The sequence below is a fragment of the Methylococcus geothermalis genome, from assembly GCF_012769535.1.
GTDB lineage: Bacteria > Pseudomonadota > Gammaproteobacteria > Methylococcales > Methylococcaceae > Methylococcus > Methylococcus geothermalis.
On sequence record NZ_CP046565.1, the window covers coordinates 2,788,725 to 2,808,448 of the forward strand.

Annotated in this window: 15 protein-coding genes; 4 read left to right on the forward strand and 11 right to left on the reverse strand. The window is 61.7% G+C overall.

Annotation, left to right across the window (positions count from 1 at the left end; genetic code table 11):
* The first annotated feature begins 127 nt into the window (after nucleotides 1–127).
* On the forward strand, nucleotides 128–1,573 hold the full coding sequence (locus tag GNH96_RS12965; RefSeq protein ID WP_228719864.1) for a L,D-transpeptidase: 1,446 nt from the start codon (nucleotides 128–130) through the stop codon (nucleotides 1,571–1,573).
* Here the strand turns inward: GNH96_RS12965 and GNH96_RS12970 are convergent.
* The 7 genes from GNH96_RS12970 to GNH96_RS13000 all read right to left on the reverse strand — a co-directional run bounded on the left by GNH96_RS12970 (nucleotide 1,551) and on the right by GNH96_RS13000 (nucleotide 10,831).
* Nucleotides 1,551–2,537 carry an SDR family oxidoreductase gene (locus GNH96_RS12970; protein ID WP_169604054.1) on the reverse strand — a complete coding sequence of 329 codons (987 nt, stop codon included), beginning with the start codon at nucleotides 2,535–2,537 and terminating at the stop codon, nucleotides 1,551–1,553. The genes GNH96_RS12965 and GNH96_RS12970 overlap by 23 nt on opposite strands.
* Nucleotides 2,534–3,643 carry an aromatic ring-hydroxylating dioxygenase subunit alpha gene (locus GNH96_RS12975; RefSeq protein WP_169604055.1) on the reverse strand — a complete coding sequence of 370 codons (1,110 nt, stop codon included), beginning with the start codon at nucleotides 3,641–3,643 and terminating at the stop codon, nucleotides 2,534–2,536. The genes GNH96_RS12970 and GNH96_RS12975 overlap by 4 nt, the downstream gene beginning before the upstream one ends.
* Nucleotides 3,644–3,674: 31 nt before the next feature.
* Nucleotides 3,675–4,463, reverse strand: a complete 789-nt coding sequence (gene bstC / locus GNH96_RS12980; RefSeq protein WP_228720094.1) for a sterol transporter outer membrane protein BstC — start codon at nucleotides 4,461–4,463, stop codon at nucleotides 3,675–3,677.
* 13 nt (nucleotides 4,464–4,476) lie between these two features.
* Nucleotides 4,477–5,322, reverse strand: coding sequence for a sterol transporter periplasmic substrate-binding protein BstB (bstB, locus tag GNH96_RS12985; protein WP_169604057.1), 846 nt, complete (start codon nucleotides 5,320–5,322; stop codon nucleotides 4,477–4,479).
* Nucleotides 5,319–8,042: a sterol transporter cytoplasmic membrane protein BstA gene (bstA, locus tag GNH96_RS12990; protein WP_169604058.1), complete on the reverse strand. Its 2,724-nt coding sequence runs from the start codon at nucleotides 8,040–8,042 to the stop codon at nucleotides 5,319–5,321. Before bstA ends, bstB begins: the two co-directional genes overlap by 4 nt.
* 213 nt (nucleotides 8,043–8,255) lie before the next feature.
* Nucleotides 8,256–9,248, reverse strand: coding sequence for a sterol desaturase family protein (locus tag GNH96_RS12995; protein WP_169604059.1), 993 nt, complete (start codon nucleotides 9,246–9,248; stop codon nucleotides 8,256–8,258).
* A 218-nt stretch (nucleotides 9,249–9,466) separates the two neighbouring features.
* Nucleotides 9,467–10,831: a DEAD/DEAH box helicase gene (locus GNH96_RS13000; protein WP_169604060.1), complete on the reverse strand. Its 1,365-nt coding sequence runs from the start codon at nucleotides 10,829–10,831 to the stop codon at nucleotides 9,467–9,469.
* A 337-nt stretch (nucleotides 10,832–11,168) separates the two neighbouring features.
* On the opposite strand from GNH96_RS13000, the gene GNH96_RS13005 reads away from it, so the two are divergent.
* Nucleotides 11,169–11,444 (forward strand): RNA recognition motif domain-containing protein, encoded by a 276-nt coding sequence (locus GNH96_RS13005; RefSeq protein WP_267313373.1) that lies wholly within the window; start codon nucleotides 11,169–11,171, stop codon nucleotides 11,442–11,444.
* A 79-nt stretch (nucleotides 11,445–11,523) separates the two neighbouring features.
* On the opposite strand, the gene GNH96_RS13010 is transcribed toward GNH96_RS13005, so the two are convergent.
* Complete coding sequence (locus tag GNH96_RS13010) at nucleotides 11,524–12,153, reverse strand: DUF47 domain-containing protein (protein WP_169604062.1); 630 nt, start codon at nucleotides 12,151–12,153, stop codon at nucleotides 11,524–11,526.
* 107 nt (nucleotides 12,154–12,260) lie between these two features.
* The gene (locus GNH96_RS13015) at nucleotides 12,261–12,917 is read right to left on the reverse strand and encodes a hypothetical protein (RefSeq protein ID WP_169604063.1); all 657 of its coding nucleotides are present in this window, start codon (nucleotides 12,915–12,917) and stop codon (nucleotides 12,261–12,263) included.
* 194 nt (nucleotides 12,918–13,111) lie between these two features.
* On the opposite strand from GNH96_RS13015, the gene GNH96_RS13020 reads away from it, so the two are divergent.
* Nucleotides 13,112–15,544, forward strand: coding sequence for an AMP-binding protein (locus tag GNH96_RS13020; protein ID WP_169604064.1), 2,433 nt, complete (start codon nucleotides 13,112–13,114; stop codon nucleotides 15,542–15,544).
* 829 nt (nucleotides 15,545–16,373) lie between these two features.
* Complete coding sequence (locus tag GNH96_RS13025; RefSeq protein ID WP_169604065.1) at nucleotides 16,374–17,117, forward strand: hypothetical protein; 744 nt, start codon at nucleotides 16,374–16,376, stop codon at nucleotides 17,115–17,117.
* Between the two features lie 134 nt (nucleotides 17,118–17,251).
* On the opposite strand, the gene tnpA is transcribed toward GNH96_RS13025, so the two are convergent.
* Together tnpA and GNH96_RS13035 are read right to left on the reverse strand one after the other, a co-directional pair.
* Nucleotides 17,252–17,683, reverse strand: a complete 432-nt coding sequence (tnpA, locus tag GNH96_RS13030) for an IS200/IS605 family transposase (protein ID WP_169604066.1) — start codon at nucleotides 17,681–17,683, stop codon at nucleotides 17,252–17,254.
* A gap of 379 nt (nucleotides 17,684–18,062) precedes the next feature.
* Complete coding sequence (locus GNH96_RS13035; protein WP_169604067.1) at nucleotides 18,063–19,625, reverse strand: FAD-binding oxidoreductase; 1,563 nt, start codon at nucleotides 19,623–19,625, stop codon at nucleotides 18,063–18,065.
* Between the last annotated feature and the right edge of the window lie 99 nt (nucleotides 19,626–19,724).

Below are 19,724 nucleotides of genomic sequence, written 5' to 3' on the forward strand. Positions count from 1 at the left end.
ATCTCTATCTTGCCGAAAGGGGACATTACAACTTTGCTCTTACACTGGATTGGAAAATACTGTCAACGATCCCTCACCCGGATAAAATGAGCGCCTCGGCTCGGGGCCGAAGACAGGGAGAACCAGCGTGAACGACATTGCAACTGCACCCGTAACCCGGACGTCGACCGGCCGAGTGCTGGTCGGCGTGCTGGCGATGGCGGCAACCGCTCTGCTTGCCGTGGAACTGCGCGCCCGCCTCTTCCCCTTCGGCATGGTGACGCATCCGGCGAATGGCGCCTCCCTGGCCGATCCGCGCCAGGGCATCACTGTGGAACCGCTCGGCGTGGGCACCCGGATCGCGGCTGTGGAACTGCGGGAAGACGGGGGGGCGATAGTGGCGGCTGCCCAAGGGCTGGACCGTTTCGAGCTCGACAGGCCCTTGGCTTTCGGTAAGCACTACACCTTGACCGCGACGGTGGAGCGTTCCTGGTCCGACCAGCGGCAGACCGAAGTGCTGGAATTTTCGACCGTGGGCATCCCCACACTGGAGGGGCCGGCGGATCGCAGCCTGGCGCCGGACGCATCGGTGACGCTCCGGTTTGATCAGCCGGTGGGCAAACTCGAACCCGTCGGCGAGCTGAACCTTGCCGTTCAACCGGACGAGACCCGCACCGCCTTCCGGCTTTCCGCCGCCGACTACGCCCAAGGCCAAACCTACCCGACGCAGATTCGCTGGGAAACGACCACCGGCGTGCCGCTGCCACCGTTCGAGCTGCGCATCTCGACCCCGCCGCCGGTGTCGGCGGAAGTCAACCTGCGCGGCGCGGACAATCTCGGCACGGCGATGCCTTTGCAGATCGCCTTCAGCGAGCCTTTGGCCGAACGCGACGACGCGGGCCGGCAGGTACGGATCCAGACGCAGGACGGAACCGACGTCGCCGGACGATGGGGCTGGATCGGCAAGACCCGCCTGCAATTCACGCCGCGCAACGGCTGGCCGCCCTCCAGCGTGATACGGGTCAGCGCAGAACCCGGCGCATTCCGCAGCACCCAGGGAGGCTTTCTCGAACCCCCGCTGGATTTGAGCTTCTCCACCGGAACCGACCGGAAAATCTTCGTCTACCTCGATACCCAGACCATGACGGCGGTGGAAAACGGCCAGACCGTGCGTACCTTCAAGGTCAGCACCGGCAAACCGAAGACGCCCACGGTCACCGGCTCGTTCTACATCTACGCCCGCTTCCCCACAAAGACCATGAAAAGCAGGGCCAAGAAAGGGGAAAAGGGCCATTACATCGTGGAGAACGTCCCTTACGCGCAGTATTTCCATGCCGACTACGCATTTCACGGCGCCTGGTGGCACAACGGCTTCGGGCGTCCCGCCAGCCACGGCTGCGTCAACATGTCGACGCAGCGGCACAACGCCCGCTGGCCTCAGGCGCCGGAGGATGCCGGCTGGCTGTATCAATGGGCCTCGCTGGGCGTACCGGTGACGGTGCTGCACTCGCCGGCGCCGTCTGCCTCGACGCGGATCGCCCTGGACGAGCAGCGCCGGGAACAACCCGGCCTCAAATCATCCCCCGCTCCCTGAACCAAGCCACCGCGTCGGCGAAAGCCTCGCGAGTGGAAGTCGGTATCAAGCCCAGTTCGCGCCGGATGCGGGAGGAGTCGCCGCGCTTGCCCGAGTTGAGCAGGCGGATCGAGTGGTAGTTGAAACGTGGGGCCTTGTGCGGGAAGAAACGCCGCTCCAGCGGATCCTTCAACAGCGCGATGCCCTGCATGAGGCGGGGCGGCACGGCAAGCTTCGGGCGCGGCCGTCCGGTCAATTCCTCCAGCCACCGCAGGATTTCTCCGATGCTGCGGTACTCGCCGGTGACGAGATAGCGCTCGCCGCGGATGCCCTTGTCCATGGCCAGCAACTCCGCGGCGACCACATCGCGCATGGGCACGAAGTCGAAGGCGCCGGGGACGAAGGCCTTCATCCGGCCTTGGGCAAAATCGAGTATGGTGCGGCCGATCAGGCTGGGACGGAAGTCCCACGGGCCGACGATGGCGGCCGGATTGACGATGGTCACGTCCAAGCCGCGCACGGCTTCAAGAAGCACATCGTGTTCCGATACCGCCTTGGTCCGTTCGTAGTCGGTGCCGAGCTCGAACGGACTCACCGTCCAGCCTTCGTTCGAAGCGCCCTCGGGATTGATGCCGACGGCACCGAACGAGCTGGTGTGCACCACCCGCCGGACGCCGGCCCGCCTCGCCTCCTGCATGAGCATCCGGGTGCCGATGACGTTGACGTCGAACAGCTCCTGGCGATCGCCGTTGCGGATGCTGACGAAAGCGGCGGTATGGTACAGCCGTTCCACGCCCTCCAGCGCTTCCCGGATCGAGCGGCGGTCGCGCAGATCGCCACAGGCCCGCTCGACGTCCAATCCCTCGAGCGCCGCGGTATCGCTTTGCGTCCTGACGAAGGCCCGGACCTTCTCGCCGCGGGCGAGCAATGCCCGCACCAGGTTGGCGCCCAGATGGCCGGTGGCGCCGGTGACTAGCGTGGTCACGCAGGGTCCGTCGCCGGCTTGGGGTCATCCATCGGTGAAGACTGCTGATAGGCTTTCCATTTCTCCAGCGATAGCTTCTGGAAGGAAGGGATGGCCGGATTGAGTTCGATCTGGGGCGCGTCGGGGTAACGCTCGAAACCGTCCTGTTCCAGTTCGAGCGCCCATTTGTCCTCGCCCAGCAGGGGTTCGATATACCACTTGTTGGTGAACCACAGGATAGGTTTGCGCAGGAATTCGGGCATCTTCCAATTCAGGATCGGGATGTGGATCGGCCCGAACAGGAAAACGAAGAAACAGCGTGTCGTGCACTCATCCTCCGGCAGCATGAACAGCCAGTGGATGTATTTGCCCCCGATATCGGAACCCTGATAAGGGTATTGGTACCAGATTTCTATCTCATTGAGGTCGCGTGCCCCGCCTTCCATGAAGAGCTTGGCGACCGGGCTCCCGTCGAAGCGGGTGTCGTAGTAGACCCGCACGCTGTCGCCATCCTGCTTCCACTCGCGCAACGTCGGCTGCAAGAACGGACGCTTATGCCGGTGCAGGTATTCGTGGTTGAAGTCGCAGACATTCTCCACGATCATCGAAAAATGCGACCGGATGGTCACGTCGATCGGGAAGAAGGGCCAGGGCTTGTCCCCTTCGAGTTGCGGAATCGTCGGCAGCGGCACGCTGTCCGCCAGCGCCGGGTCGCCCGGAAACAGCCAGATCAGTCCCCACTGCGCCTTGACCGGATACGTCCGGATGCGGATTTTGGGCAGCTTGGATCGGCCTTTGCCGAGTTCGTGGTGAATGTCGGTGCATCTGCCGCAGCCGTCGAATTTCCAGCCGTGATAAGTGCACACCAGATTTCCGTCCTCGACGAAGCCTTGCGACAGCGCCAGTTGCCGATGCGGGCAGCGGTCTTCCACGGCATGCAGTTTGCCGCCGGCATCGCGGAACAGCGCGATGTCCTGGCTCCAGAACCGCACCCGCTTGACCTGCCGCGGCTTGAGTTTGCCGTCGACCTCGACCACATACCAGTAATTGCCGCTGAGGCCGATGGTACGGACTTGGCGGCGGCGGGGCAGCTCGGGGATAGCCTGATTTTCGGTCGATCGGTTCATTTTCGGCGTCGTGGAAAGGCGAAGGAGAAGTCTACCGGACAGGCTCGCCGATCTCCTCGCGCAGATCGGCAAACTCCTGCTTCCAGGGTTTTTTGTTGTATCCCCAGTGTCCGGACTCCAGCAGTTTCATCCCGGCAGCCATCTCTTCCTTGACGCGCCTGCCCTCGCCGTTCACTTCCCACAGCGCCTGGGCGTAGAAAAGATGGTTGAGCGGATGCGCCGGATGTTTGTCCACGGCCCGCTGGAGCAGATCGAGCGCCTTGTCGCCGTCGCCGATCCCGGCCGGCCAGGGCGGGGCCTTGAGGTACAGCATGCCCAAGAGCCGCAGCGGGCCGCCATCGTCGACATCGGGGCTCAACCTCACCGCCGCCTCGAACTCGTCTTCCAGCCGGTGCAGATTGGCCATTGCCACCGTCATGTCGTCGCGGACCGCCAGCCCCAGATTTGCGGCCAGATAATAATGGACGGCGCCGTCATCTTTTCCGCCTTGCGCCAGCGCGGTTTCGGCGAGCTTCACGCCTTCCCAGGCAAAGCGCTCGCGCTCTGCCGGGTCGGAATCCCGTTCGGCAAGATGCAGGCAAAGCCGGCTGCCCAGGGAACTCCGGCGCAGAACGGGATCGTCCGACCCGCGCACGAAACCCAAAGCGCATTCCAGCTCCGGCGTTGCGCTCGACGGCCCGAGGGCGTCCTGGTTGGCGATCAAGGCTGCTGCGGTCTGCCGGGGGCAACCGGCAGGCTGGCCGGCCGGTACGGCATCCCTGTGCAAGCCGCCGCAACCGGCCAGGACTGCCGACAACAGGCCGGACGCGAACAGGCGCACGGTAGGCAAGGCTTCAGTTCCCCGCCAGCCAGAGCTTGGCCATGGGGTCGAATATCGCCGGATCCACCGCCACGAAGGACTGGATGCCGAACAGATCACATAGCTTTTTGCCGTCGGCGTCGCCGCACATGGTTTCCAGCGCCTTGCCAAATCGCGCCCGGTCCTGTGCCGTGGCGAGCTTGCCATTCGCCACCACGCCCATCAGCGGAATCTCCGCCGAGGTGAAGACCGCCTCCACCGGATTGGCGAGCTGCAACGCGCTCAGGCCCGCGAATTGTTGTTCGTTGAGCATGACCGCGTCCAGCTCCCCTTTGTCCAGCGAACGCAGGGCGCGGATCGCCTGCCGCGAGGGCTGGAGGGCGAAATCCTTTTCCGGGTCGAATTTACCGGCAAACACGATCCTGCCGATGAAGGCCGGCTCATCCAGCACGGTGCCGCCCAGCGATCTGCCCTTGAGTTCGTCCATGCCATGGAACCTCCCCTTCTGCACCACGACCCGGTAACGCTCGCTGGTCCGCCCGTCGATCCGGGGCTGAACCACCGGCACCAGATCGTATGGGCCGCGCATGTCCAGATACAGCCCCAGCGATGTGATCGCGAAAGCGGGCTTTTTCTCTGCCATGAGTTTTCCGCAATCGGCCGCCTTCGCAGTAAACACGCTGCTGAAACTCTTCTGGGGCCACTGCCCTACCCGTTCCACCACCCGGAGCATGGCGTCCATGGCCTGACCGGCGTCGCGCTCGTTCACGGGTCCCCCCGGATAACAGACGACCACCGGGGCGGGACCGCCGGCCGAAGCCGGGACGAGGGGAGCCAGCAGGACCGCCAACAGCAAAGCGCGCGAAATCTTGTATGTCATGGTTTCCTTCTTGAATCGAGAAGCTGCCCGATGGCCGGCGCAACCCACAGCGTCGCGGACAGACAGCAGAGCAGGCCGATGGTGATGTTGACGCCCAGGGTGGACACGCCGCGGTAGTTCGCCAGGGTGATCGCCCCGAGACCGGCCAGCTCGGTGCCGGCGGCAAGTCCGATCACCCGTCCGGCCACCCGGTTGAGCTGCCTCAGTGAATGGTCCTCCAGCTCGAACCAGCGCTGGCTGAACCACACCCCGTAATCCACCGCCAAGGCGATCACCAGCGGCAGCGCGATGATATTGGCATAGTTGTAACGGATACCGCCCAGCGCCATCAGCCCCAACATCCAGCCGCCGCCGATCAGCAAGGGCATGGATGCGAGCACAAAACCGCGCCAGCTGCGCAGGACGAGCGCCAGCCACAGCAGGCAGACCGCTACCGCCGCGCGGGTTCCGTGGGTGAAGCTCTCCACCACGGACTTGGAAAATACCTGATGGGTCGCCGGGAAACCGGTCGCTTCGGGCGATACCGCATAAATCTCCTGCATCAGCCTATCGAGGTTGGCGGGATCATACACAGTTTTTGCGGGAAACGCGTACACCGCGACCGTGCCGTCGGCAGCGAAAAACCGGTCCCGCAAGGCCGGCGGGAGTTGCTCCGGAGTCAGCGGACGAGCCCTCCGCCAGTCTTCCAGCAGCGCTCCGCCCCGCGCGGCAGCCGAAAGCAGCACGCGGAAAAACCGTTCGCTGCGCTGCCTGGCCCGCACGGGATCGGCGTCGATGCCGGCCCGGACCGCATCCAGCCGCTCCCGTACTTGTTCCAGCGCCGCCACCAATCCGGAATGGCCCGCGGAAAAAGCCAGTTCCTGCGACTGGTCGATGAAGTCGCCCGCCCGCTCCAGAACCGCACGCACCCGACCGAAGGTTCGATCCGGCAGGCCGATGCCGGCAAGCCCGGCCGCCTTCGCCGCATAGGCGCCGGCGGCGGCAAGCTCGCCGACGCGCCGGGCATTTCGAGCCCTCGCGTCGGCGTCCGGCGGAAACAGGTCCGCGAGAGACTGCACTTTCGCCACGCTGCCCAGCTTGGCCGCGTCCGCCGCGATACGCCGGGCCTCGGCCATATCCCTGGCGGTAAAGATGACCACCTCCGCCTGGTAGTCACTTTCCGCGACCATTCGGCTCTGGTAATGCGCTGCCTCGGAATCTTTCGGCAACAGCGAAAGTACGTCGTAATCGAAGGGCAGCTCGTAGCCCCAGACGATGCCAAAGACCGCCGCGGCCAGCGATCCCGCGACCAGGGTGGCGGCAATGCTTCCCCGGTACGGCCACCGGCCCGGCTTGATCTCCCGAGCCGAAGCCGCGACCGGCAAGGGCTGCAACCTGGGCGGCAGCAAAGCGTACAGCGCCGGCTGGACCATCCAAGTGCTGACCAGAATCAGCAGTACGCCCTTGGCCGCCACCAGCCCCAGCTCGGAGAAACCAGGGAAGTCCACCGTGGCCAACGCGCCGAAAATCATCACCGAGGCCCCGCCGGCGGTGAATACCGCTTGGAACGAAGCGCCGATCCCCGCGCCGATCGCTTCGGCCAGCGGCTTGCCGCTATGCCGCTCCTCGGCGATGCGTGCCGACGTGAAGATGCCGTAATCCGCACCGAGGCCGAACAGGATGGCGATGAAACTGGCGGTGATGAGAGTCAGATGGCCGACGGTCACCAGCACCAAGCCCAAGCTCCACAGCACCCCGAGCCCCATGGGAACGAAGATGACCAGCGCCCAGCGCCAGCTCCGCACCACCGCCAGGATCAGGAGGACGATCAGGCCGGCCGACGAGCCGACGACCAGAGCGATGTCGTGACGGATGCTGACGTGCTCTTCGTACTCGATGGCCGGCAGCCCGGTCAGCCCCACCTTGGGCGCGGCCCGGCCGGCTGCCCGAGTCTTCGCCGCCTGCGTTGCCGCCACGGCTCTCACCTTTTCGATGAACGGCCCGGTGGTGGTGAAATCCTCCGAAGCGCTCGCCGGGTGCACGAACAGGAAGTACATACGCCCGTCGCGCGAGACGAAATAGCCTTCATTGGCGACCTCGCTTCCGCCCTGGCCGGCCAGCAGCCGTCCCCAGTCGAGCGCCGCCGGCACCTCATCCGCGGCGAGCCAGCGGCGCCACTCGTCGAGCAGCACCGCCAGCAGTTTCAGCCCGGTCTCGGCGGTGGGGATGTCGATGCCCGCATCAGGCGCGGCGGGCGCCTCGTCGAGGCGCTCGCGAAGCCGGTCCAAAGCCGCATCGATCTGCGAGGCATCGCTGGGGATGGGCGCTCCCGCCAACCTGTCGAGTGCGCCCGCCAGCGCTTTGAGCCGATCTTCGGGTACCGCCAGATAGGCGTGCTCCAGCAGAAAATCCAGATCGACCCGGGCCGTCGCCTGGGCGATTTCGGGCTCGGCAGCGAGAGCCGCCGCCAGTTCGTCGGCGAATGTCTTCAGCTCATCGGACGGCGCCCCTTCCAAGACGACGATCAGATCGGAAGCGGCGCCGAATTTTTTCAGAAAACCGTCGAAACGCGCGGCGACCGCGTTGTCGTGCGGCAGCAGCGCTTGACGGGACGTGTAGACCGGCAGTTGGGAAACCGCCCAGAGAGAGAGAACCGAGAACGCGACGGCAACGGCCAGAATCCACCACGGCCGGCGGGCGAAACGTTCGGCCACCGTAGCGGCCCATTGAGGAATATTCACTCGAAACGATCGGGTTCAAGGCTTGCGGCACGGCGTCCGACTCGAAGCAGTGGTGGAGTGCGAACGCAAAAAAAGCACTCGGCGGCAGTGCTTTCGAGGCATAGTCTAATTGTGCGAGTGCCCTAAAACAAAACCTTAGCCTTGGCCCCAAGCGTCACGGCTTTTCGGGCCATTTTCCGACAAACGCCGGAAAATGGCCCGATTCCCCGACCGTTACGACGCCTGCCGTACCGTGCCGGCATGGCGATTGCGGCCACCAGCCATCCGTTCCACGATTTCGCGCTCCGCGGCCAGCCAGTCGAACATCTCGAAACCTGGGACGAACCCGCGCTTTTCAGCCCGGAAATAGGCGGCTTCAGCTATCATCGGCTCCAAGGGCCGTGGAGCCGGCGCATAGGCGTAGGTGAAACCGAATTTCAACGATTCGACAAAACCCAGGGCATCCACCTCGCGCAATCCGATCTGCGCCGGACGGGCCTCCATCAGCGTACCGAACAGCCGGTCCCAGATGGAAAACAGCGCGCCATAATTGCGATCGTGCTCGCCGCGCAACGCCGAGTGATGCACACGGTGCAGGCTGGGCACGATGAGGACTCGGCCAAGTTTCCGCTCGCCGCGGAACGAAATATCGGCATGATGGAACAGCACGGCCAGCGTGATCAGCGCCTCGCCGAACAACACCTGGGCAGCATGCACGCCGGTGACGACGATGAAGGCAGCCTTGACCAGAACCGTCAGCAGGACTTCCACGAAATGCAACCGGAAACCGGTGGTCACGTTCATCGAGCGGTCGCTATGGTGCACCTTGTGAAACAGCCACAGCCAAGGCAGCCGATGGCTGGCCCAGTGCCACAAATACAGCACGAGATCGAGCAGGAGCAGTCCCAGCAAACCGCGAAGCCACGGGTTGCTCACGCCGGCCAGGAGTCCACCGCCGGCGTGGCGCTCCGCCAAAACCAGCAGGGAGGACACGGACAGCGCGGACATCAGCAGGTCGTTGAACAAGAACAGGCATAGATTCGTGCGGTACGACCTTCGTACCACGGACCTGCCGCGCACGCCCCGGCCGCGGCGGATCTCGAACGCCATCAAGCAGGCGAACGTCAGCAGGATCGCCGCCGACAACACGTCCTGGACCGTCACATCGGGCCACAGACGGTCGATGCCGGGAAATTTCAGATGCCATGTCAGATTGTTCAGGATCATGATCTTTCCTCCGCACGAATGCTGTCTGGAGCAGGCCTTGGCTGCGCACGGCGGGTCCCGATCAAGGGATCGGTGAGAGTTATCGGCGCCGCCCTGGCGTATCCAAGGGCGCTTTCAGCCTATCCCCTGAAGGCGGCGCCGACAACAAAGCACGGAGTAACAAACTGTTGCGCGAAAAGAACGACGGCGCACCGAAAGCCGGCAAGGCCGAGCGGCCGTCAGCCCCGTTTGCCGCCACCCTGGCTGCGCAATCCGTCGCCCCCCCGCCGCTGTTGCGGCTTCGGCGAATGCCGGGCGGCGCTACGAGTCCCCAAACTCGCCCGTGCCTTCGGCTGGCTTCCGGGAGACTGCCGTCCACCCGCATCGCGCGCCTCTTGCGGGCGCCGTGGCCGATCGTCCCTGCGCTCGATCTGCGGACGGGGCGGCGGATTGAAGCCGTCCGCGATCCCGCGCTGGATCGGCCGCTTGATCAAACGCTCGATCCCGCTCAGCAGCTTCAGCTCATCCTTCGCCACCAGCGACACCGCCGAACCGGCGTTGCCGGCACGCCCCGTGCGTCCGATGCGATGGACATAATCCTCGGGCACATTCGGCAACTCGAAATTCACCACGTGCGGCAACTGGTCGATATCCAGGCCGCGCGCGGCGATGTCGGTCGCTACCAGGACCGGCACCCGGCCGTCCTTGAAGTCTGCCAGCGCCTTGGTGCGCGCCGCCTGGCTCTTGTTGCCATGGATCGCCGCGGCCGGAATGCCGTCTTCGGCCAGTTTCTCCGCCAGCCGGTTCGCACCGTGCTTGGTCCGGGTGAACACCAGCACCTGACGCCAGTCGTGCCGGCGAATCAAATGGGTCAGCAAATCGCGCTTGTGCTCCTGGGCCACCAGGTGGACGGTCTGGTCCACCAGATCGGAAGCCGCGTTGCGGCGCGCCACTTCGACGTAGCCGGGATTGTTCAGCAGGCCGTCGGCGAGCGCCCGGATTTCGTCCGAGAAGGTGGCCGAAAACAACATGTTCTGCCGCCGTTTCGGCAGCAGCCCCAAAATCCGTCGGATGTCGCGAATGAACCCCATGTCCAGCATGCGGTCCGCCTCGTCGAGCACGAAGATTTCCACACCGGAAAGATCGACGGTCTTCTGCCCACAGTGATCGAGCAGCCGGCCCGGTGTGGCAACGAGGATGTCGACCCCGTGTTCCAGGGCACGAATCTGCGGGTTGAGTCCCACCCCACCGAACATGACCGTGGATTTCAGCGGAACGTGTTTGCCGTAGGTTTCGACCGATGCCTGAACCTGCGCCGCCAGTTCGCGGGTCGGCGTCAAAATGAGGCAGCGCGGGCGGCGGCTGCGGCGAGGAGCCTGGTTTTCGAGTAAGCGGTGCAGAATCGGCAAGGTGAAACCGGCGGTCTTGCCGGTTCCGGTCTGGGCCGCGGCGAGCAGATCGCCACCGGCGAGCAGCAACGGTATGGCCTGAGCCTGGATGGGCGTGGGATTGACGTAGCCCGCTTCGGAAACCGCGCGCAAAAGGGGTTGAGCCAGCCCCAAATCGGCGAACGCCGGGCCGGCAGAATTCAGTTCTGATGACATATTAAGGTAAGTGTCCTGCGACGGCCTGCCGCATCGCAAGCAAGGCGGCACCAATCGAGGCAGACGAATCAATGTATTGGGAGGGAATGACGAGCAGACGGCACGGTGATTGGTTGAACGTGCCACGGATGATTATAGGGGGATCCGGCGTCGATGTCACCCAGCAAATGCCCTCCCTCCCGTTCGCCTGCGAACATCCCCCGTACAGCGCGGGAAACGATGAATATTTCTCTTTTTCCCCCTGTCGAATGGAGCATTTTTGTTTTATTGTTGACCGCGGGTTTTCATGAACCTCGACGGGGGGTCTTTCGTGGGCAGCAAGCTATATGTAGGCAACTTGAACTATCGTGTCGGCGACGCCGATCTGGAACGGACCTTCGCGGCGTATGGCACCGTGAAATCGGCACAGGTGGTGATGGATCGCGCCACCGGCCGGTCCAGGGGATTCGGGTTCGTGGAAATGGGCAGCGACCAGGAGGCGCAAGCCGCCATCGCCGGGCTCAACGGCAAGGATATGGATGGACGCAATCTGATGGTCAATGAAGCTCGTCCGCCGGAAAGGCGCGGCGGCGGTGGCGACGTCAAGCGGGGCGGCGGCGGTAGGCGGTACTGACCGGGAACGGCACCATTGCAGGCTCGGAATCGGGTACCCTGCCGGCCATCCGTCACGCGGAAGGCCGGCATGCCCCGCATCACGAAGCCTGCCGCAGCCGATACTTGGTGATACGCTCGAGTAGAAGCGCCGCGTGATAGCAGGAATCCGTGGTTTTTTCCAGGATTCCCAGAATCTCGGTCCAGTCCGATTCGGCCAGGAGCGACAGGGTGCTGTAACGCCGGTGTGACTTCCGCCATGCGTGATACACCAGGTCCGCGCTCGCCTCCGACGCCTTGAGCTCCTCCCTGCATTGCTTGATGCTCGCGAGTTCGTTTCGCGGATAGTGGTCCATTTCCGCCGACAACCGCCGGACCATCGAAAGGGTAATCGCGAGAAGATCGAGGGCGGCGGCTTCCGCCTGCTGCGGCGTGAAAATGTCGATCACCCGGGCGGTGTCGTTCAGGCCGTCCAGAATGTCGTCGACATGCCTGGCGAATTGCTGGATCAACAGCACCAGTTCGGAATAGGGCGCGATCTCCAATGCATCATAGGCTTCGCGCATCAGCGCATCGCCTTTTTCTTCGAGCTGCCGGATCAGGCCGATATGCGGTTCGGCGGCGTCGAGGTCGGCAAAAAGCCTTTCCAGAGCCCGACCGCATTCGAGGCTGCAGCTCAGATGATCCTGGAATATTTTCTTGAGTGAACGGTCGGCGTGATCGAAATTCATATCGAATTCAGCATGGGAACGAAACGGCGGGATACGGGAAATATAGCCCGCTACAAACTACCATGATGAATCGCCGGCTTCCGCTTCCGGGGCGTTACCGTTTCGCGTCAATTCCGTGAAACTGAGCAGCTGCCATTCAAATGAAGCAGCGCCAGCAGAAAAAACGACGAGCCCGACATTTCCAGCAATTCCTCGACAGGCACCAGATAGAGATATCCGGCTAAGGGAATCTCGCTCTCCGCCCCCCATCCCCATTCGGCGGCCTCCAACAGTTGGGATGCCGCCCATGCCCCTGCGCCGGCGGCCCATAATCGCTTTTGCCAACGATCCGGCAACTGGGCAAAGAGAAAAAGCCAGCCGATGCCGGCAAAGGCCATGACCGGCAGGTAAAGGATCTGCCAGTCGACGCCGACGGCCTGCTCGATTCGCTCGTGGATCATCAGGAGTTCATCGAATCCCATCTCGAAAAACAGGGCCGCGAGCGCGAATGCCCAGGCATCGAGACGCCTGGAAGATGCCGCGCGAAAGGATTCCCACGCAGCCGCCAGGAGCAAACCGCCCGAAAACAGCGTGGGGACGGTGTACTCGCGGTCCAGGTCGAAATACTTGAGCCAAGTTCCCGGGCGAAGGTCGGCGAACACCCCGACCAGACCCAGCAGCAGGATCGTACCGAAAAGGAGGAAAACCATGTTGCCGAAAGCGATCCGATATTTGAGCCGGTCGATCCTGGCAAGAAATGCCGCATCCGTGGCCTTGTCTTTCATGTGGCAAGTCGCTTGGCGGAAAACCCTGGGAGTTCATGATACTTGGCCGCACGGCTTCTAATGCAATCGGCGGTTGGCGCCCGTCCCCGGCGGCAGACCTCGATTCGACAAGGTCCGGACGCTCGGGCGGATGCGGCCAAGGAATGGCAGTATCCTTAAAATACCGTCCCTGTCGCAACCTCGAGGCCAAGCAAATGGAAACGGTCAAATCATTTTCCGAATTCCTGGATGAAATGGTCGGCCGTTACGGCTCCCGGCTCGCGATGCAGTACCGTCCGCGCTACCGCACTCTCCGCTGGAGCTACCAGGAGCTCGGAGCCCGGGTCCAGCATCTGTCATCGTTGCTGGCCGAAGGTGGCGTCGGGACCGGCGACCGGGTTTTCCTTTTCGCCGAAAATTCGCCTCACTGGGTGGCGGCATTCTTCGCCGTTGCCGCGCGTGGCGCGGTCGTGGTTCCGCTCAATCCCAAAAGTCCTCCGGAACAGCTCGACCGCCTGGTGCAATCGGCCGAACCCCGGCTGGTTCTGGCTTCGCCCCGCTGCCGCTGGGAAGCGTTCCCTCTGCCCGTCATCGACATCGAACGTCCCGGCGCGGCGAAATCCGATCGGCCCGGCGATCCCGCCGCTCCCAGCCGGCTCGCCGAGATCATCTATACCTCGGGCACCACGGGCGACCCCAAGGGCGTCATGCTCACCCACGCGAACTTGCTGTCCGATCTGGACGCGGTTTCCCGCGCCGTTCCGCTCGAACCGGACGACCACGTGGTGAGCCTGGTGCCGTTGTTCCATGTCTATGGCCAGATGACCAGCCTGTTCTGCCCGCTCTCCGCCGGCTGTTCGGTCAGCTACCTCGCGGCACCGACCACCCGCAGCGTGCTCGAAGCCCTGGCGTTTACCCCCGCCACCCATCTGGTCGCCGTGCCGGAAGTCCTCAAGACCATGATGGACCGGCTGGAGGCCCGCATCGGCAGGATTCCCGGCTTCCTGCGCCCGTTGCTGCGCGGCCGGATCCGTGCGCGGATTTCCAGCTCTTTGCGGACCATCGTCTGCGGCGGCGCCCCGCTCGATCCGGTCGTCGAAGAGAAATGGTGGGCGCTGGGCTTCGAAGTGCTGCAGGGCTACGGCCTCACCGAAACCAGTCCGGTGATCGCCGCCAACACCCCCAAGGATCACCGCATCGGCTCGGTCGGCAAGCCACTGGCAGGGGTCGAACTGCGGATCGCCCCCGACGGTGAAATCCTGGTGAAGGGCCCCATGGTCATGGCCGGCTATTTCCGCGACCCGAAGCGCACCGAGGCGGCTTTCATCGACGGCTGGCTGAAGACCGACGACGCCGGCCATCTCGACGCCGACGGCTTCCTGTACGTCTCGGGCAGGAAGCGTTACATGATCCTGGGGCCGGGAGGGGAAAATGTGTTTCCCGAGGATCTGGAGGCCGTGCTCAACCGGATTCCGGGCGTCGCCGACAGCGCCGTGGTGGGACTGGAGACCGGCGGGCGCACGCTGATCCACGCCGTACTGTTGTGCGAAGCAACACGGACCGCCGACATCGTCGCGGAGGCCAACCGCCACTTGGCGCCGCATCAGCGCATCATGAGCTGGTCGGTATGGCCGGAGCCGGACTTCCCCCGCTCGGTCACCCGCAAGGTCAAGAAAGACGAGGTCTTGCGCCGGCTGCGGCGGGAGCCGGCGGCTGCAGCGGTCTCGCCCGGCCGGACGACGCCGCTCCGGCAACTCTTGGCCCATGTTGTCGGGCCCGAGGCCGGCCCGTTGAGCGCCGAGACCCGGCTGGTCTCCGATCTGGGACTCGATTCGCTGCTCCGTATCGAACTCGTGGCCCGTATCGAAGAAGATCTCGGCGTCTGCCTGGATGAAACCGATATCGGCCCACTGACGACCGTGGCCGATCTCGAAAACCTGCTGGTACGGCGCCAAGGCCGGCTGCCGAGGCTCGCCGCCTATCCTCGCTGGTCGCTGTCATCCTGGGCCTCGAAACTGCGTCCCCTGGCGCAGAAGATTTTCCTGCAGTGGTGGATCACACCGTTCTGCCGGCTTCAGGTCCACGGCCAGGAGCATCTGGCGGCGCTGGAAGGCCCGGTGATCTTCATGGCCAACCATCGCAGTTATCTCGACTCCGCCATCGCCAGCTTCGCCCTGCCCCACCGCTTCCGCTACCGCCTCGCCATCGCCGCGGCGACCGGCGTGCTGTACACCCGTTACCGCTGGGCCGTGCCGATCGGCGAACTCTCGCTCAACGCCTTCCCCCTGCCCAGCGGCCCCGACGAGAACATCCGCCCCGGCCTCGAACTCATCGGCCGCCTGCTGGACGACGGCTGGAACGTGCTGATCTTCCCGGAAGGCCAGATGAACCGCGGCGGACTGGGCATTCAGCCGCTCCGCCGGGGTGCCGGCACCATCGCGGTCGACATGGGCGTGCCCGTCGTGCCCATGGTGATCGAGGGCACCGAGAAAGTCATGCCGCCGGACAGGATCGTGCCGCGCGCCGTAGCGACCGTGAGTGTGCGCTTCGGCGCCCCCTTGCGGGCGGGAGTGACGGAAACCCACGGGCAGATGCTCAGCCGGATCGAAGCGGCACTGGGGAGCTTGCTGAAAAATCCTGCGTTGTGATTTCACCGGCCGATCGCGCCGCTCTGGCCCATTGTCTGCAATCCACGGACAATGAGCAGAGCTCCCGTAACGGCACAGAACTTGTCTCATTTCGGGGATGGTCACACCAGTTCGGGCTTTCCTGAAGCAAATCTTTCCGGCTTCAATTCTGTTAGCCCATTTCCGGAGCGTCTCGACGGTACACCCGATCTTGCTGGCAATCGAGCCGATCTTCGACCCCTGACCCACGGTATTCAAACACCAACCGGACAGCCCGCTCGCGAACCTCCGGTGAAAATCTCGATATCTTGTTCATGACTCCATCCTCTCAAGAAATAGAGTATCCGAAAAACCCGGTTCACTTACTCGCTGCTCGAAATATCTGGGCTAGGTGTTTTGCCGCACAAGGTACGGCAAAACACCTATAAGACCTAGGTGAGGGAGTCGTCATTCACTCACTCAGCGATTCGTCCGCTCGGGCTCGAAGAATCAAGCCATTGAAGGACAATCTTCTTGCGGCATAAATCGTGCTACATTGACATGCCGAGGCGAGCCATTTTTTGGGCGCGTTACTTGATTCGGCATATCTTTGCATAAATTCTGAGTCCGAAAAGCGGTCGTCATCTGGGTGTTTCTTAAACTCAAGAGCGAGGCCGAACACTCATGCGTCAGACGCATCCCCGGCTTTCCCGCTCGCCGTGTTTGGGATTCGACGCCTTATTCACTCGGACCAGAGCCCGATATGGAATAAGGCACTCAGCACCCCCCCGCCCGGAAACATTAACGACGTGAGCCGTTTGAAAGAGGGGCGGGCCATTACTTCCAACTTATAATACAGGAGCATCTGTTCATGTCGGGCACGACAATTTCCAAAAAGTTAAGCGCACTTGCAGTGGCTGGCATTTTACATGGCATCACAGCAAGCGTATGGGCTCACTCGCTGATCATCGTTCCCAACGGCGAGATCGTCGAAGAGTGGGTAACCGCCAAGTACCGTATTCAACACGGCTGTGAGGAGCAACTCCGCGGTGCTAAGCCGCGCCCAATCATTGCTCAAAGCTTTTTGTTGCCGACGGTCAATCCTGTCCTCAGTCGCGACGACGGTGGCCAGATTCAGGACACGGACGGAAATGGAATCGTCGATCTGAACGATGTCATCCAAGGCGGCTCATTGATAGGTCAGGTGACACCCTTGGTCGACAGTAGCGTATTCAAGAACCGAAGGCCAATAACTGATGCGTTGGGTAATGTGCTCGGCTTCAACTCGACCAATGGGAAAGTCCCTCCGGGCGGCCGTATTTACGCCGAAGTCCCCTTCGTCGTCACCCCAGTCTTTTTCGTCGAGGCGTCCTGTGCAACTCGTCTGGTGGTGCATCCTGTGGGCGCAGACATATGCAAGCTTGGGGTCACCCCCAACTCGGCGATGCGAACATTTGGATCGCCGAGCCCACCGCGAAGTTTCCTAATGCCGTACATGGCATCGGCGAAAATGAATTGCGGATCGAGTTCAAACGTGGTCCCAGTTCAGGGGTACTGCCTGCCGCCTGCGGCGATGGTTACACCGTTCATGTCAACGCCTCCAAGGAAGACATAGACGCCAATCTCCCGATTCCTGGGAAATGGCCGAAATAACACACCGTAAGTTAAATCACCCCCGGCAAAGCCGGGGGCTTATTGGGTGAGCGCCTCAAAGGCGCCTTAAAATCGGGAGCCGCCCAAGGCGGCTACCTACAGCCCCGGCTTGATCAGGTCGTAACGCTCATCCTCCTGTTCCTGCCGGCGGATATATGCCCGAACCCTAGCTTCATCCAGTCCCACGGTAGAAACAAAGTAGCCCCTGGCCCAGAAATTCTCTCCGCTGAAATTCCTTTGACGACCGCCAAACTTTCGGGCAATTTGAATCGCGCTCTTACCCTTGATGTAACCCACCACGTTCGACACCGCGTACTTCGGCGGGATGCTGATGCACATGTGAACGTGGTCCGCCATCAGATGACCCTCCACGATCTTCGAATCCTTGTGCCCGGCAAGCTCATGGCACAGTTCGCCCAAATGCCGCTTCAGCGCCCCAAAAAGCTGCTTCTTCCGCCTCTTGGGAATGAACACCACGTGATACTTACAATCCCATCGCGTGTGGGAAAGACTCTGGTACTCTTTCATCGTGAACCTCTATCTCTTGGTCGAGATTTCAGGTTCACGGCGACCGCCGCATAGGTCAAACCCCGTGAGCCCCCCGGCAGAGCCGGGGGACTCACGGGCGATGCCCCCGCCGAAGCCTTAGGCCCGGATGTTTTGTAGGAGTCCGCGGCTTCATCATGGGTGGAGACAAAACATAAGGGAACCGACGCGGCGTCGAGTGGGAGCCGAGTCGGAACCAGAACGGCGCCGGTCGCCGAAGGCAAAGTCCTCGCCATAATTTGCTCCCGAGGGTGACCGGGATGTTCCCACGGGTTTCGCGAAAAACGGCGACGTTCCGGAAATTGGTCATTCCAGGAGCCCATTACTTTCCGCATGAGGGCGGCGCAGGTTCCAAAAACTGCTACAGGGGGTAATGACTTAGCAAGTTGTACGGGTCATATTTAGCTGCCAGCCTATGCAATAGGCTCAATTTGTTGCGGAATGCCATCTCGAGTTCATGCTTTGTTTCAGGAGTATCTTTTTTTATCTCAACGCTATACACCCCAACTATCGCGGCATTGATCCGGTGCATAATGTTTTTAACCCAAGCAGTTGTTTTCTCCACCTCATCAGGCAATGAGTGCGCATAATAAAATCCAGTCACGACAACATTCCAGTCAGCATCTCTTCCGGAAAAAACAGAGCCATTCTTGATTCGGCGCACCTCGCCACCCATATGCTGAAAATCAATCCGGCAAAACTGATTCGGAGCTGTGCGTATTGCGTTCAACAACACCTCCCCCATCCTCTTAACTACTCGATTCTTAACCAAGTAGCTCTTCACGACCGGAATCATTTCACCGCCGAGCTCTCCGGAATCACGCAGAGGCACATCGAATGGCGGCATTTGAGCATAATCCACGACATGCGCCTCCTCAAGCCAAGAGAGTTTTGCGTCTCCTGTCATATTTTTCTGCGCCGAGCTTAATTCAGCCAAAGCGTTTTCATTGCTACCTTGGTGAACCAAATAGCCATAAAATACAGGATTCATATGCTTAACGCTATCAGACCCTAAGACAAAAGAAGCCGACACGCTATCCTGCAATTTATCCGCATTTTCCATCCAGCCATTTAACATGCCTGTATCCGCGGTCAAACGTGATACGGTCACTTTGGTGCCAGGCACGGTGTCCAGATAAACTTCAGAGACGATACCAAACCTGGGTGCCGCCCCGCGAACCGCATTCCAGAGATATTGCCGAGCGCAGTTGGCATCAAGGAGAAAATTATCGCCGCAGGCAGTAACAAAATTTACCTGAGAAATATGATCACAAGTCAAACCTTCGCTACGCGACAAATGCCCTATTCCGCCTCGCATGACGAGTCCCAAACCAGGCATTGGCGACACGCCAACAGGAATATGGCGTCCGTGATTTTTCAAAATAGCAACGATGTCCCCGACCTTTGCTCCGCCACACGCCTTTACAATAGTACACCCATCCCTATCCAAAACCTCTACTTTATTATAGAAAACATTAAGCGCTAGACAGATCATGTCCGTTTGAACGGACAATGAACTAAGACCGCCGCCGCAAACAGTGAACTTCAACTTGTCATGGACAGCAATCTCGACGAAGCGCATGATATCTTCATGCTTTTTTGGACAGACTATTGCGCTAGGCTTTTTTTGGCCGGCCTCTCTCGAAAACAGCCCCTCTAGAAACGACCCGTATCTCTCATCCCCAGGAAAATAAATATCGACATCCTTCAACAAGGACAGGCTATTGGCTACGGTGTTACCGGGAGATTTATCGGTACGGCCCGATTGCCTGGCGACAGCTTCACTTCCTGCCAGATAGACTCCAGCCGTTGCCGCCGCCCCCATAACAAGAAAATTACGGCGAGACATCGCACAAAATTCATCTGCGCTAATATCCAACGAAGACTCGGCCGCTCCTGATTTTTTCGTGCAATCTGTTTTCATAGTAACCACGAGCCTCTCCGGGTTGAACAACTAGTCAAGCACCACAACGCCTAGGGCACTTCGAATAACCAATACTTGGCTGGGTAAAGCGCGCGCACC

What these genes read in the sequence shown, in the direction of transcription:
- GNH96_RS12975 (WP_169604055.1), bottom strand. Translation starts at nt 3,643, where the DNA reads ATGAACCGATCGACCGAAAATCAGGCTATCCCCGAGCTGCCCCGCCGC.
- bstB (WP_169604057.1), bottom strand. Translation starts at nt 5,322, where the DNA reads ATGACATACAAGATTTCGCGCGCTTTGCTGTTGGCGGTCCTGCTGGCT.
- GNH96_RS12995 (WP_169604059.1), bottom strand. Translation starts at nt 9,248, where the DNA reads ATGATCCTGAACAATCTGACATGGCATCTGAAATTTCCCGGCATCGAC.
- GNH96_RS13000 (WP_169604060.1), bottom strand. Translation starts at nt 10,831, where the DNA reads ATGTCATCAGAACTGAATTCTGCCGGCCCGGCGTTCGCCGATTTGGGG.
- GNH96_RS13010 (WP_169604062.1), bottom strand. Translation starts at nt 12,153, where the DNA reads ATGAATTTCGATCACGCCGACCGTTCACTCAAGAAAATATTCCAGGAT.
- GNH96_RS13015 (WP_169604063.1), bottom strand. Translation starts at nt 12,917, where the DNA reads ATGAAAGACAAGGCCACGGATGCGGCATTTCTTGCCAGGATCGACCGG.
- GNH96_RS13020 (WP_169604064.1), top strand. Translation starts at nt 13,112, where the DNA reads ATGGAAACGGTCAAATCATTTTCCGAATTCCTGGATGAAATGGTCGGC.
- GNH96_RS13025 (WP_169604065.1), top strand. Translation starts at nt 16,374, where the DNA reads ATGTCGGGCACGACAATTTCCAAAAAGTTAAGCGCACTTGCAGTGGCT.
- tnpA (WP_169604066.1), bottom strand. Translation starts at nt 17,683, where the DNA reads ATGAAAGAGTACCAGAGTCTTTCCCACACGCGATGGGATTGTAAGTAT.
- GNH96_RS13035 (WP_169604067.1), bottom strand. Translation starts at nt 19,625, where the DNA reads ATGAAAACAGATTGCACGAAAAAATCAGGAGCGGCCGAGTCTTCGTTG.